This is a genomic window from Dactylosporangium sp. NPDC050688 (assembly GCF_040654515.1).
In the GTDB taxonomy this organism is placed as follows: Bacteria; Actinomycetota; Actinomycetes; order Mycobacteriales; family Micromonosporaceae; genus Dactylosporangium.
On the sequence record NZ_JBFAIC010000002.1, the window covers coordinates 82,849 to 95,980 of the forward strand.

At 69.6% G+C, this 13,132-nt stretch carries 14 protein-coding genes and 1 pseudogene; 7 read left to right on the plus strand and 8 right to left on the minus strand.

Annotated features, from left to right (window positions below; translation table 11 throughout):
* Positions 1-39: 39 nt before the first annotated feature.
* Positions 40-633, plus strand: coding sequence for a peptide-methionine (S)-S-oxide reductase MsrA (gene msrA / locus AB0H83_RS02765; RefSeq protein ID WP_360086481.1), 594 nt, complete (start codon positions 40-42; stop codon positions 631-633).
* A 44-nt stretch (positions 634-677) separates the two neighbouring features.
* Here msrA and AB0H83_RS02770 read toward each other — a convergent pair whose 3' ends face one another.
* Positions 678-830 carry a hypothetical protein gene (locus AB0H83_RS02770; protein ID WP_360085778.1) on the minus strand — a complete coding sequence of 51 codons (153 nt, stop codon included), beginning with the start codon at positions 828-830 and terminating at the stop codon, positions 678-680.
* A gap of 245 nt (positions 831-1,075) precedes the next feature.
* Between AB0H83_RS02770 and AB0H83_RS02775 the strand changes: the two genes are divergently transcribed.
* Positions 1,076-2,473, plus strand: a complete 1,398-nt coding sequence (locus AB0H83_RS02775; RefSeq protein ID WP_360085781.1) for a helix-turn-helix transcriptional regulator — start codon at positions 1,076-1,078, stop codon at positions 2,471-2,473.
* On the opposite strand, the gene AB0H83_RS02780 is transcribed toward AB0H83_RS02775, so the two are convergent.
* The 3 genes and pseudogenes from AB0H83_RS02780 to AB0H83_RS02790 all read right to left on the minus strand — a co-directional run bounded on the left by AB0H83_RS02780 (position 2,474) and on the right by AB0H83_RS02790 (position 4,613).
* Complete coding sequence (locus AB0H83_RS02780; protein ID WP_360086484.1) at positions 2,474-3,031, minus strand: NUDIX hydrolase; 558 nt, start codon at positions 3,029-3,031, stop codon at positions 2,474-2,476.
* Positions 3,032-3,436: 405 nt separating this feature from the next.
* The gene (locus AB0H83_RS02785; RefSeq protein WP_360085784.1) at positions 3,437-3,928 is read right to left on the minus strand and encodes a hypothetical protein; all 492 of its coding nucleotides are present in this window, start codon (positions 3,926-3,928) and stop codon (positions 3,437-3,439) included.
* Positions 3,929-4,074: 146 nt separating this feature from the next.
* A pseudogene (locus AB0H83_RS02790) lies at positions 4,075-4,613 on the minus strand (replication initiator).
* Between the two features lie 134 nt (positions 4,614-4,747).
* Between AB0H83_RS02790 and AB0H83_RS02795 the strand changes: the two are divergent.
* Positions 4,748-5,056: a hypothetical protein gene (locus AB0H83_RS02795; protein ID WP_360085787.1), complete on the plus strand. Its 309-nt coding sequence runs from the start codon at positions 4,748-4,750 to the stop codon at positions 5,054-5,056.
* A gap of 2 nt (positions 5,057-5,058) precedes the next feature.
* Complete coding sequence (locus tag AB0H83_RS02800; protein WP_360085790.1) at positions 5,059-5,583, plus strand: type II toxin-antitoxin system mRNA interferase toxin, RelE/StbE family; 525 nt, start codon at positions 5,059-5,061, stop codon at positions 5,581-5,583.
* Positions 5,584-5,746: 163 nt separating this feature from the next.
* Here the strand turns inward: AB0H83_RS02800 and AB0H83_RS02805 are convergent, their stop codons facing one another.
* Positions 5,747-6,958: an IPT/TIG domain-containing protein gene (locus AB0H83_RS02805; RefSeq protein ID WP_360085793.1), complete on the minus strand. Its 1,212-nt coding sequence runs from the start codon at positions 6,956-6,958 to the stop codon at positions 5,747-5,749.
* A 266-nt stretch (positions 6,959-7,224) separates the two neighbouring features.
* On the opposite strand from AB0H83_RS02805, the gene AB0H83_RS02810 reads away from it, so the two are divergent.
* A complete protein-coding gene (locus tag AB0H83_RS02810; protein WP_360085796.1) occupies positions 7,225-8,349 on the plus strand; it encodes a hypothetical protein in 1,125 nt (374 codons plus the stop codon).
* Positions 8,350-8,662: 313 nt separating this feature from the next.
* On the opposite strand, the gene AB0H83_RS02815 is transcribed toward AB0H83_RS02810, so the two are convergent.
* Positions 8,663-8,986, minus strand: a complete 324-nt coding sequence (locus AB0H83_RS02815; protein ID WP_360085799.1) for a hypothetical protein — start codon at positions 8,984-8,986, stop codon at positions 8,663-8,665.
* A 148-nt stretch (positions 8,987-9,134) separates the two neighbouring features.
* On the opposite strand from AB0H83_RS02815, the gene AB0H83_RS02820 reads away from it, so the two are divergent.
* A complete protein-coding gene (locus tag AB0H83_RS02820) occupies positions 9,135-10,808 on the plus strand; it encodes an aminotransferase class V-fold PLP-dependent enzyme (RefSeq protein WP_360085802.1) in 1,674 nt (557 codons plus the stop codon).
* Between the two features lie 94 nt (positions 10,809-10,902).
* Here the strand turns inward: AB0H83_RS02820 and AB0H83_RS02825 are convergent, their stop codons facing one another.
* Positions 10,903-12,267, minus strand: coding sequence for a cystathionine beta-synthase (locus AB0H83_RS02825; protein WP_360085805.1), 1,365 nt, complete (start codon positions 12,265-12,267; stop codon positions 10,903-10,905).
* Positions 12,268-12,294: 27 nt separating this feature from the next.
* Positions 12,295-12,645, minus strand: coding sequence for a DUF1232 domain-containing protein (locus tag AB0H83_RS02830; protein ID WP_360085808.1), 351 nt, complete (start codon positions 12,643-12,645; stop codon positions 12,295-12,297).
* A 72-nt stretch (positions 12,646-12,717) separates the two neighbouring features.
* Between AB0H83_RS02830 and AB0H83_RS02835 the strand changes: the two genes are divergently transcribed.
* Positions 12,718-13,131 (plus strand): PPOX class F420-dependent oxidoreductase, encoded by a 414-nt coding sequence (locus AB0H83_RS02835; RefSeq protein ID WP_360085811.1) that lies wholly within the window; start codon positions 12,718-12,720, stop codon positions 13,129-13,131.
* Position 13,132: the final 1 nt, after the last annotated feature.

Consider the following 13,132-nt stretch of genomic DNA (forward strand, 5'->3'; position numbering starts at 1 on the left):
CCCACCGCCGAGACCGCCCTGCCCGGCCGCGACACCGAGATGCCCGTCGCGGCGACCCACACCGTGCTCGGCACCCCGCTGCGCGGACCCTGGCCGGCCGGCCTGGAGGTCGCGTACTTCGGCATGGGCTGTTTCTGGGGCGCGGAGCGCATCTTCTGGCGCATCCCCGGCGTCCACTCCACCGCCGTCGGCTACCAGGGCGGGTTCACCGCCAACCCGACCTACGAGGAGACCTGCTCCGGCCGGACCGGCCACACCGAGGCCGTCCAGGTCGTCTACGACCCCTCGAAGGTCTCCTACGAGGTCCTGCTGAAGGCGTTCTGGGAGAACCACGACCCGACCCAGGGCATGCGCCAGGGCAACGACGTCGGCACCCAGTACCGCTCGGCGATCTACACCACGACCCCGGCCCAGGCCGCCGCGGCCGCCGCCTCCCGCGAGGCGTTCGCCCCGGTCGTCCGCGCCGCCGGCAAGGGCGAGATCACCACGGAGATCGCCCCCGCCGGCCCGTTCTACTACGCCGAGGACTACCACCAGCAGTACCTTTCAAGTGACAAAAACCCCAACGGGTACTGCAACCACGGCCCCAACGGCATGACCTGCCCCATCGGGGTCGGATCGCTGCCTGCCTGACCCACGACGAACGAAACGGGCGCCCTCATCGGGCGCCCGTCTTGCTACCTGCTGGGGACCATGACGGTCCGGCCGTCGACCACCTTGGCGACCAACATCCCGATGATCACCACTCCATGCTGGGGATGCGTCTCGACCCGGCACTTCCCGGTATCGATCAACAGCCTGACCGTCTGCTGTGCACCGCGCTCCTCCATGCATGCTCCTTATCGCCGTCACTGCGAGCCTCCCGTGATGACGACGCTGGCATGGATGGCAGCCGGGATGAGCGGGATACGGGACTCGGCGACCGCCCAGCCGCGGTGGTCCCTGACGCCTCCACTCATCCCGGCGCCGACTCCGACCATTCCGTAGGTCTCCTTGCTCGGGCATGGCGTCGACGCATGTCACCGTGACATGACGTGCTCGACTCCTCACCATTGGTCGACTTACGCTCGGCCATATGGCGCACCGAGCGAGCGACCCGCTGCGCGTCCCGGACGAGTTCTGGGCGCGTGACGACGTTCGCGGCGCACTCGCCGAGCGTGACATCGGCGCGCTGTTCCAGCTCGTCCGCCGTCATACCTGCGCCAGCCAGACCCAGCTCGGCATAGCGGCCGGGCTCGAACAGGGCTACGTCAGCCGGATCATGGCCGGGCGCAAGGTGATGGTGATCGACGTCCTGGAGCGGATCGCCGACGGGTTCGGCATGCCGTCGACACCACGTGTCCTGCTGGGCTTGGCGCCGGGTGGTCATGCTTCGGCAGGCGTGGAGCCGCCAGCGGCAGTACACGGGACCTGGCAGGACGGCGTAGCGGCAGCGGTCGAGTTGTGGCGAGGTGACGTGGAACGTCGGGAAGTCCTGCGGTACGGCGCCTTCACGGCGGCGGGCTTCACGCTGCCTGCGCTGCGCTGGTTCACCGGCGAGGGTCAGGTCGACCTGGCCAAGACCGGCCAGCGGGCGGTCGGTCAACCCGACGTTGACATGATCCGCGAGATGACCGGCACCTTCCGGCAGCTCGACAACCAGTACGGCGGCGGCCGTCTGCGGCAAACGCTCGTGCGCTACCTCGACAACGAGGTCACTCCCCTGCTCCGCGACGGCCGCTTCGACCACGCCACCGGCCGGGCGCTGCTGAGTGCCTCGGCCGAAGCCACGCAGCTCGCCGGTTGGATGGCGTACGACGACGGCGAACACGCGCTCGGCCAGCGCTACCTGATCCAGGCGCTCGACCTGGCGAAGGCGGCCGACGACAAGCCGCTCGGCGCGGAGATCCTGGCCGCGATGAGCCATCAGGCCGTTTACCTCGGCGACTCGGCGGTAGCGGTCGAGCTCGCCCGGGCCTCCGGCCGGACGGCGGACCACGCCGGCGTGCCGGTCGTCGTCGCCGAAGCGCTGGTGATGCAGGCCCACGCGCACGCCCGCCTCGGCGACGCGGCGACATGCGCCGCGCTGCTCAGCCGTGCAGAGGTGGCGCTCGACCAGGCCGACCGCAGCCGCGACCCGCAGCGGATCTCGTACTTCGATGAGGCGTACCTGGCCGCCCGCTTCGGCCACTGCTTCCGCGAACTCAAGCAGGGCAAGCAGGCCGAGCGGTTCGCGGTGCAGTCACTCAAGATGGACAGTCGGTACGTGCGGGGCCGCGCGTTCAACCTGCTGCTCCTCGCGACCGCATGCGCTCAGGTCGGCGACGCCGCACGAGCCTGCGCGATCGGCGACAAGGCGCTGGAACTGACGACGCGGCTGCACTCAGCGCGGGCACACGGCTACCTCCGCGAGTTGCAGAACAGCCTTGCGCCGTACGGGAAGGCGCCACTCGTGCGGCAGTTCAACACGCGGGTGAGCGCCCTGCTGCGGTAGCTACTCCTTGCGCGTCGTCAGCAGCCGCAGCAAGCCCGCGACGGAGGCGGCGCCGACGATCTCACCTCGCGCGATCAGGTCAAGGGTGTCGTCGAGCGGGATCCATCCGATGCGCTCGGCCTCGTTGACGTCGATCGGCGCGCCGGTGAAGTCCGCTCCCCTTCCGAGGTAGAGCAGGTTCTCGGCGTCGGCCGTGCCGACCATCGGCTGGATCGACAACAGGAACTCGACCTCACGGGGCCGCCAGCCGGTCTCTTCCTCGACTTCCCGGGCTGCGGCGATGGCCGGGTCCTCGATGTCGTCGACGTAGCCGCCTGGCAGCTCCCACACCCAGCGGTTGATGATGAACCGGTGCCGCCACATCATGAGCACCCGGTCCTCGTCGTCGACGACGAGCATCATGGCGGCCTTGGGGACGCGGAGCACGTATTGCTCGAACCGCACACCGTCAGGTAGCTCAACCTCGGCAATGCTGAGCTTCGCCCGGCGGGTGTCATCGACGATGCGCTCGCCGTGAATGGTCCAGCGGGTCAACTCGGCCGAGCGTCCGTCCGTCACGCATCGACGATAGCGAAGCCGCCGCGCCGGCCGATGCCGGCGCGTGCGCCGCCAGCAGGCCGAGCGCGAGCGGCGACCACCCCAGCCACTCATCCCGTTGGCAAGCCGCAAAGCGGCGCGGCAGCCGAGCGCCCCAACCAGGACGGTGCTCAGCCACCCACGCGCTCGTCACAGCCCTGCAGCTCGGCACCTACTACGCGGCGACGTGGACGGCGACCCGCAGATTAAGAGCCGCGATCCTGTTCCCGGTCGGCGGCCGGTGTGGCTGCTCCGGTGCCTGCACCGTACTGGGGCGAAACGGCGTCGTTCGGTGCGGTTGCTGTCGCCGTTGCTGTCGTCCTGGGGTTGCGTGGCTGCGTACCGCCGAGGAGTCGACAGCACTGCGGCCAACGGTCGGCACACGCCTCATTTCTCGGCCGGGCTGACCAGCCAGCTTCCAACTGTCAGGTAGGCCGCGAGTTGCTCCGGGACCTGGTCTTTCACCAGCAGCCACTCGTCGCTGAGCGACGCGACGACCAGGTCCTCTCGCTCGAACCGCAGTCGGACACCCGCTACCGACGGCTCCAGACTGTAGCCCTGAATCGGCGCGACGTTGAGCAACAACTGCCCTACATACGCCGCCAGGAGGTCAGGGTGTTGCGCCGGCCCGACCCGAGTCTTCCCGTATTCCTGCATGTCGTACGAGGCGTACGGTTCGGCAAACTCCAGCAATAGGTCTTCGCCGCAGCCGTGGGCCTTGACGGGTGGGACATCCGCGAAATGCAGCCAGAGGTGCAGCAAGCTCTCGGCGTCGCCATCCCTGCGGCCTCGGTACCAGTGGCGGGCCTCGGTCACGGCGACAAGCCGTCGGCCGATGACGCGACGCAGCACCTCCACGGTGACCTGCCGCTGTTCCATGGGCGGCACAGTATCGCGGACCTGCGCGTCGCCGGAGGCGTAAGCGCAGGTCGCGGAGCGACCCCGTGGCGCCGCGGTGCGCCGCGTCAGCGGCGCCTTGACTCAGTGAAGAAACTCTGAACCAGGTCACCCCCGCACTTTGGTGATCACTCGGGCGCCGAGCGCAATCCAGCAAGGATCGCGGCTTCGCCCCGTTGCAGGCCAGCCATGACGAATCGCCACTCGGCGTCGACAACCACTGTGGCGGGGTCGATGACCGGCAACCCGAGCGCTTCTCGGCGCCTGGCTGCCTGATACTCGGCTCGATCGCTCCGCAGTTTCGAAAGCGTCGTAGAGTAGGCCGCGCTCTTCGTCGTGCAGTGCCCGCGATAGCCGAGCATGTGTGCCCAGTTGACCAGCGTGGTGTCGCGGTACTCGGGGAGTTCCGCCAACTCCAGGTAAGTCGCAATCATTTGCCGGCGTGTGGTGTTATGTCGGCATCGTCCAGGCCGAACAGTCTGCGCACCCGTCGATCCACAGCACCGGCCACTTCAGCGGCCTTGGTCGCATACTTGGCGACATAGCCGGCCACGTGTCGCTGTGTGACGCCCTGCGATTGGCTGGAGCCGTCCAGCATGATGTGCTGCACGTCGATCTGCGTGCCGAACCTCAGTGTCCGGTCTTCATCCGGTCCAGGGGCCGTCACCGAGACTGCTCGGGCGGCTGACAGGCCCGATCGGCGTCGGCTTCCTGTCCGCCTGATCCCCGCTCGAGCGGATGCCCTCGACGGGCATCCGCTCGACGACCTGCATCGTGCACAGATACCTGTACAGTTTCGGTATGACGATTCTCCACGAGCCTCGACACGTGAGCGTGACCGAAGCCGCGCAATGTGGGGTCGCTCGACTGGTGGCGGACGCGGAGCAGGGTTCCGACGTCATCGTTACCCGGCGGCAGGAGCCGGTGGCCGCCGTCGTCAGCATGCGGCGCCTCGCCGAGATCGATGCGGCGGTGGCCGACCTGCACGATCTCGCATTGGTGCTTGCCCGAGCGGCAACCGACACCGGGCGCCGGACGCCGCTCGACGACGTCCTGAGCGCGTTCGGACACACCCGCGAGACGCTCGAAGCGCTCCCTGACGACGAGTAGCCGTGGCGGAGATCAGTTTTACGGAAGCCGCGATCGACGACCTCCGGCGCATCGGACCCGACGCCGTCCCGAGGGTGCTGAAAAAGATTCTCCTCCTCGCCGACGACGCGGAAGCGGGCTATCCACTCGGGGGCGAGCTCACGGGATTCCGGAAGCTGGTCGTCGGCCGCAACACCTGGCGCATCGTGTACCGGATCACCGAAGACAAGGCGATCGAAATCTGCGAGGTCTGGGCGGTGGGGGCACGCGCCGACGCCGAGGTGTACACCGAGGCCGTCGGCCGACTGCGAACGGCAGGCTCGACGCGTCCCGAGCTGGTCCAGTTGGCGAACGTGGTGGAACAGCTCGGCCGGCTCGCCGGCGATGTGGCGGTGGCACAGCCGGCGCCGCGTGAACCGGTGCCTGCCTGGCTGGCCGACAGACTCGTGTATACCGCAGGCATGAGTCGTGAGGCCGTCGCGGCACTCGACCTCCAGCAGGCAGTCGACCTGTGGACGACCTACGCCTCACGGCCGCAGCAACAGTAGGTCACCGTTCGCTGGGGTCCAAGAACCCGTACGGCTGCTGCAACCACGGGCTGAACGGCATGACCTGCCCGATCCGGCGTCGGCTCCATGCCCGCGCCCTGAGCGGTACGCGGTGCGGCCCGGGAACCTGGCTGGTTCCCGGGCCGCGTCGTTGCTGGAAGGGTCAGCTGGTCGTCACGTAGTCGCCGACGGTGAACGTCGAGCCGCTGGAGATGACGGACTGGTTGTAGTTGGGGTTGTTGGCGACGGCGTTGAGGCGGCCGTCGTTGACCACGGTGACCGTGTACGCGCCGTCCGGCAGGACGTTCTTGAGCACCGCGTTGGCCGCGCTGAGGTCGGTGGCGAGCGGGCCGGACAGGATCGCGGTGTCGGTGTCCGTGATCGAGGTGATGTACACGCCGGTGTTGTTCACCATGCGGCCGACGTCGGCGTTGGTGAACAGGCCCGTGCCGTTGGCGGCCGTGAGCGTGGTGACGCCGCCGCTGGTCGCGGTCGTCGCGGACGCGATCGTCCGCGAGCTGGCCAGGTTCGCGTTCACCAGGAGGCCGTCGGTGGTCGCCGCGTTGTTGAGCACGGCGGTCGTCGGGCTGGTGACGCTCGAGATGACGGTGTTCGCCGCCAGGACGCCGGGCGCACCACCGGTCGCGGTGCCCGCCGTGACGGCCAGGCCGACGTCGGCCGAGGTGAAGTTGGCAGTGGGCGACTCGAACGTGGTGCCGGTGACCGTGGCGTCGCTCGTCGTGCGGGTGTACGGCACCATGCCGACCTTGCAGATGAGCAGGCCGTCGTTGAGGACCAGCACGTCGGCGCACTCCGACACCTGCGGGCTGGCCTTGTGACCGGCGACGGTGGCGCTGTTGTAGGCGCCGCGGCTGAGGAAGACGTGGGCGCCCAGGGTGTCCGGCGTGGTGCCGCCGGCGGTGCTCTGCGGGTTGAGGGAGGAGAACCCGACGCCCGTGATCTCGATGGTCCGGCCGGTGCCGGCCAGCGTCTTCGGCATGGTGCTCGGCGAGACCGTGATGCCGTTGGAGTACGTGAACGCGCCCTGCCGGTGCACCGTGCCGCCGGCCGTGGTGACGGACAGCGTCACCGGTTGGCCGTCAGCGGCGTGCGGCGGGGCGACGGCCGTGAAGCTCAGGCCGTCGGAGGCGATCGTCGGAGTCATGGAGACGCCGCCGAGCGTGACCGTGGCGCCGTTCAGGTTGGTGCCGGTGACGACGATCGGTATGCCACCCCTGGCCGGGCCGCTCGCCGGGGTGACGGATGTGATCGTCGCCGCCGCCGACACCGAGTAGCCGTTGTTGAGGTTGGCGAGCAGCAGGCTGCCGGGGTTCGCGTTCGATACCCATGCGTCGGAATGAGGGCGCGCGATCACCAACGAACCGTGAGTACACCCAACGTCACGAAACGTAACAGTCTCGATGCTGAACGTGACCTACTTTCGTCATTCCCGGCGCCCGCCGGTCGGCGCCGGCGCCGACCGGCGGGGTCGGCTCGACATCGGCCAGCACGAGCCACGGCCCGATGTGAATGGAATTCAGTGACTGCCAGTAACTTTACGGTAGCGTGGCGTCATCAAACCCGAGATCGTGCGGTCAGCCGCGGAAGGGTTCGCCGTACAGCTCCGAAAGGATCCACCTGATGTCGCTCGTCCAATCCTGGCGAGGCTCCCGCCTGGCCACCTTCGCGGGCACGGGCACCGCCGCCGCGCTGCTCAGCGCAGCAACACTGGTCGGCGCACCGATGGCGGCGCACGCCGCGCCGGCCGCCACGTCGATCACCATCGCGTCTCCGGTGGGCGGCAAGGTCGCCGCGGACACGGCGAAGCAGGTCATCATCATCAACGTCGTCGGCCTGACCGGTGCGACGCTCGACGAGGACTCCGTGGCCAGCGTCGACCTCGGCGCCGACACCGACTGCCAGGGCCTCGACTTCTACATCGTGACCGGCACGACGAGCCTCGCGGTCAAGACGCCCGACCCGGGCGGCTGCGCGCCGACCTCCGGCGTGGCGTCGGAGACGATCGCGATCAACTTCGCCAACGGCGTCGGCACGCTCACCAAGACGCTGTCCGGCCTGGTCTTCGTCACCCCGCCGAAGCTCGACACCACGGCGCCGGTGATCACCGACCTCAGCAGCGAGCTGCCCTCCGCCAAGCAGATCCAGACGTTCGCGGCGTCCGGCGGCCAGATCATCCGGGTCAAGGCCGACAGCGGCTTCGCCTTCACCGGGCAGAGCGGCCAGCTCACCGCGACCCTGGGCGGCAAGCCGCTCACCGAGATCAAGGTGTACAAGAAGTCCGACGGCACCCTGCTCACCACGGCGCCGACGAACACCGAGAACGGCAACTGGTTCACGGGCAAGACGGCCGCCGGCATGACGGGCGCCAACCTCGCCATCACGCACAGCGGCGTCACCAAGACCTTCCCCGCCGCCGACACCGGTGCCAGCGTGGTGGCGATACCGGCGGTGACCGGCGTGAACCCGACGTCCGGCAAGGTCCACGCCGCCACCTCTGTCACCATCACCGGCACGCTCACCGGTGCCACGGGCGTGACCTTCTGCGGCGTGGCCGGCACCAACTTCGTGCTCAACTCCGCCGGCACCTCGATCACCGTCAAGACCCCGACCACCGGCCTCGCCGACGACGCGGGCGGCCTCGGCTCCGGCGTCTTCTCCGGCGCGTGCCCGATCAAGGTGCAGGGTCCCAACGGCACCACGAACGTCCACACGCCACTGACCGTGTTCTCGTTCCTGGCCGAGTAAGCGGCGAACCGAGCAGCAACGAACCGAGCAGCAGCGAACGGCCCGGCCTCCGTAAAGGGGAGACCGGGCCGTCCGGCGGCTGTAGGGGTTTTGGCAGGCGAGGGCACACCATCGCGATATATGCGGGGGAACCACGAAACGTGTGCCCTCGCCTGCCGTGTAGACCCGCCCGATCCCTGGGGAGGACGCCTGGCCGGAGGCGTTCGGAGCCGGCGGAGGCATGCCGGCAACCGTGCCCGGGCGGGTCTTTGTGTCGCGGTGGTCGCGGCGCGTGGCGGGCGTACCGAGATCACCGCTGAGATCAACGATCGTGCTAGAGAAAGGTTCCCCGGTTGCCGCCGGCGCGGTGCCAGCCGCCCCGGGACCGCTGGGGGGCGCCCCGGTCGATCCGCCAGTCGGGCATCGTCCGCAGGCTGTACAGGTCGTGCCGGGCGGTCCACGCCTCGTTCCACGGACGCCGGGAGGCGGCCTCCGCGTTCTCGGCGAGCCGGCGCGGCGCGCACGGCCACTCCCGCCCGCACCAGATGCACTGGCCGTCACTGTCCGACTCGTTGTGCCGGCTCAGGATCTGCGTGGCGTCCCGCCACAGCAGACGATCGACGACGTCTGTTGGCTCGGACTGGTCAATACTGACCAACTTCCCTACCCCCAAACTGTTCGAGGCCCCCTGAGAACCTCCGGACGAAACGTTAAACAGTCGGGGTGCACGCGTGGGCGGACAGCCTGTGCGATTCGCCGGTCACCACTCGAAAGGGGACGGCGTGGCGGCACGGATAATGGCCGCTATGGACACCCCCCTGCTCCAGCGGATTCGCGATGCCGTCATCGGTGACGACCAGGTGATGTGGGGGCCCTACGGCGCACGCCGCGTCACCTACGCCGACTACACGGCGTCAGGGCGGGCGCTGGACTTCATCGAGCGGTTCATCCGTGACGAGGTGCTGCCGCGGTACGCGAACACCCACACCGAGTCCTCCGGCACCGGGCTGCAGACGACCCGGCTGCGGGAGGACGCCCGCCAGATCGTCAACGACGCGGTCGGCGGCGACGCCGAGACCGTGGTCATCTTCACCGGGTCCGGCTCGACCGCCGCGATCGACAAGATGGTGCACATCCTGGGCCTGCGGGTGCCGGCCGGGCTCGACGACCGCTACGACCTGTCGGCCCACATCCCGCCCGCCGACCGCCCGGTCGTGTTCATCGGCCCGTTCGAGCATCACTCCAACGAGTTGCCGTGGCGGGAGTCCATCGCGGACGTCGTCGTCATCCCGGAGGATCACAACGGTCACGTCGACCTGTCGCGGCTGCGGGCGGAGCTGGCGCGGCACGCCGACCGGCCGCTGAAGATCGGGTCGTTCTCCGCGGCCTCCAACGTCACGGGGATCGTGACCGACACGCACGCGATCTCGGCGCTGCTGCACGAGCACGGCGCGCTGTCGTTCTGGGACTTCGCGGCCGCCGCGCCGTACGTCGACGTGGCCATGTACGGCCCGGAGCCCGGCCAGTACAAGGACGCGGTCTTCATCTCGCCGCACAAATTCGTCGGCGGGCCCGGCACGCCCGGGGTCCTCGTCGTGCGGCGCGAGGTGCTGCGCAACCGGGTGCCCACGGTGCCCGGCGGCGGCACGGTCGACTACGTCAACCCGACCGACCACCACTACATCAGCGACGCCGCGCACCGCGAGGAGGGCGGCACGCCGGCGATCGTCGAGTCGATCCGGGCCGGCCTGGTGTTCCAGCTCAAGCAGGCCGTCGGCACCGACACCATCCGGGAGCTCGAGGAGGGCTTCCTGCGCGAGGCGATCACCTCGTGGAAGACCAACCCCCACATCGAGATCCTTGGCAACCTCGACGCGTCCCGGCTGTCGATCGTGTCGTTCGTGGTCAAGCGGCCGGGCGGCCGGTACCTGCACCACAACTTCGTCGTGTCGCTGCTCAACGACCTGTTCGGGATCCAGGCGCGGGGCGGCTGCTCGTGCGCCGGGCCCTACGGCCACCGCCTCCTCGGCATCGACATCGAGCGCTCCCAGCGCTTCGAGCAGGAGATCATCGCCGGCTGCGAGGGCATCAAGCCCGGCTGGGTGCGGGTCAGCTTCAACTACTTCATCTCCGACGCGGTACTGCGCTACATCGTCGACGCGGTCCACTTCGTGGCCACCCACGGCTGGGCGTTGCTGCCGCAGTACCGCTTCGACCCGTACACCGGACTCTGGAAGCACCGTGACGGGCTGGTCGAGCCGCCGCTGCGCCTGTCGGAGCTGCGCTACGACGCCGACGGCGAACTGCGCTGGCCGTCGCGGCACGAGCGGGCCCCGGAGTCGGCCCTCGCGGGCTACCTGGCCGAGGCGGCCCGCATCGTCGCGGCGGTCGAGCGGCAGGAGCAGCCCGACGGCGTCGTCTCCGCCAACTTCGAGGCCCTGCGCTGGTTCGAGCTGCCCGCGGTGTCGCTGTCGGCGTGATCGGGCCTGGCTGCCGCGGGGCGTCGACGTCGTCGCCGTGCCGCTGCGGTGGCCGCGCCCGCGGGCAGGGCGCCCCTGCCCGCGGGCGGCTGCCTCAGCTGAGGTGGGCCAGCAGGTCCTGCCGGGTGATGACGCCGGCCGGCTTGCCGTCGATGAGCACGACCGCGGCGTCGGCCTTCTCCAGCAGGGCGACGGCCTCGCTGACGGGCTGGCCGCCGCCGATCATCGGCAGCGGGTCGCCCATGTGCCGCTCCACGATGTCGTGCAGGTGGGCCTGGCCGGTGAACAGGGCGTCCAGCAGGTCCCGCTCGGCGATCGAGCCGGCCACCTCGCCGGTCACGACCGGCGGCTCGGCCTTGAGGACGGGCAGCTGGGAGACGCCGTACTCGCGCATGTAGTCGATGGCGTCGCGGACCGTCTCGTTGGGGTGGACGTGCACCATCTGCGGCATCCGGCCGTCCTTGCCGACCAGGACGTCGGCGACGGTCGGCAGCTCCGCGGCGGTGCGCAGGAAGCCGTACCGGGCCATCCAGCCGTCGTTGAAGATCTTGCTCAGGTAGCCGCGGCCACCGTCGGGCAGCAGGACCACGACGACGTCGTCGGGGCCGGCCTGGCGGGCGACCTTCAGCGCGGCGGCGACGGCCATGCCGCAGGAGCCGCCGACGAGCAGGCCCTCCTCGCGCGCGAGCCGGCGGGTCAGCTCGAAGGACTCCTTGTCGGAGACCTCGACGATCTCGTCGCAGACGTCGCGGTCGTACGTGGTCGGCCAGAAGTCCTCACCGACGCCCTCGACCAGGTACGGCCGGCCGGTGCCGCCGGAGTAGACGGAGCCCTCGGGGTCGGCGCCGACGATGCGGACCGCGCCGCCGGAGACCTCCTTGAGGTAGCGGCCCACACCGGAGATCGTGCCGCCGGTGCCGACGCCCGCCACGAAGTGCGTGACCTTGCCGGCGGTCTGCTCCCAGACCTCGGGGCCGGTGGTCTCGTAGTGGGAGCGGGGGTTGGCCGGGTTGGCGTACTGGTCGGGCTTCCAGGCGCCGGGGATCTCCCGGGCGAGCCGGTCGGAGACGTTGTAGTAGGAGCGGGGGTCCTCCGGCGCGACCGCGGTCGGGCAGACGACGACCTCCGCGCCGTAGGCCCGCAGCACGTTCTGCTTGTCCTCGCTGACCTTGTCAGGGCAGACGAAGACGCACTTGTACCCGCGCAGCTGGGCGACGAGCGCGAGACCGACCCCGGTGTTGCCGCTGGTCGGCTCGACGATCGTGCCGCCGGGCTTGAGCAGGCCGGCCTCCTCGGCCTCCTCGACCATGCGCAGCGCGATGCGGTCCTTCACGCTGCCGCCGGGGTTGAGGTACTCGACCTTGGCCAGGACGGTGGCGGAGATCCCGTGGGTCACGTTGCGGAGCCGGACGAGGGGCGTGTTGCCCACCAATTCGACGACGTTGTCGTAATAGCGCACACGGCCAGCCTATAGCGCTGGAATCGGCTACTTGACGACGTGTCCGGGAATCACGTTGTCGCGCTGCTTCTCCCACTCCAGGAAGCGCTCCAGCTCGTCCAGCAGCGCGCCGGCGAAGTAGGTGGCCATGGCGAGGTCGTCCACCACGCCGAGGACCAGCAGGAACAGCTCCGGCACGGCGTCGATCGGGGACACGATGTAGACGCCCGCGGCGGCGAGCATCGCCAGGCGGGTGCCGCCGTCGTACTCGCCCTTGAGGGTCGCCTTGATCATCCGGGGGATGGCGCCCAGCCGCTGGCCGAGCCCCGGTGTGCCGGGCTTGAACACCCGCAGCAGGGCCGTCCACGCCAACCGCCGTCGCAGCGCGCTGTCCGCCATGATCGCCGCCCTCTCTCGTCTGGCTATGAATGTAACGGTGTCTGTCACGAAAGCGCGCGGTAAGAATGATGCATGGATCTCGACGAGGCCCGGGCCGTCCTGGCGCAGCAGCACCGCGCGGTGCTGGCCACCCGCCGGGCGGACGGGGACGTGCAGATGTCGCCGGTGCTGGTGGTGCTCGACGACGCCGGCAGGGCGGTCGTGAGCAGCCGGCTCACCGCGTACAAGGTCAAGAATCTGCAACGGGATCCGTGGGCGGCGCTGTGCGTCTTTCCCGACGACTTCTTCGGCCGATGGGTGCAGGTGGAGGGGCGGGCGACGATCGTGCCGCCGCCGCAGAGCATCGACGGTTTGGTCGACTACTACCGCCGGGCAACGGGAGGGGACCACCCCGACTGGGACGACTACCGCGCCGCCATGGTCCGGGAGCAGCGGGTCCTGATCCAGGTGGAGCTGACCCGGGCGGGCCCGGATCGGTCGGGATGAA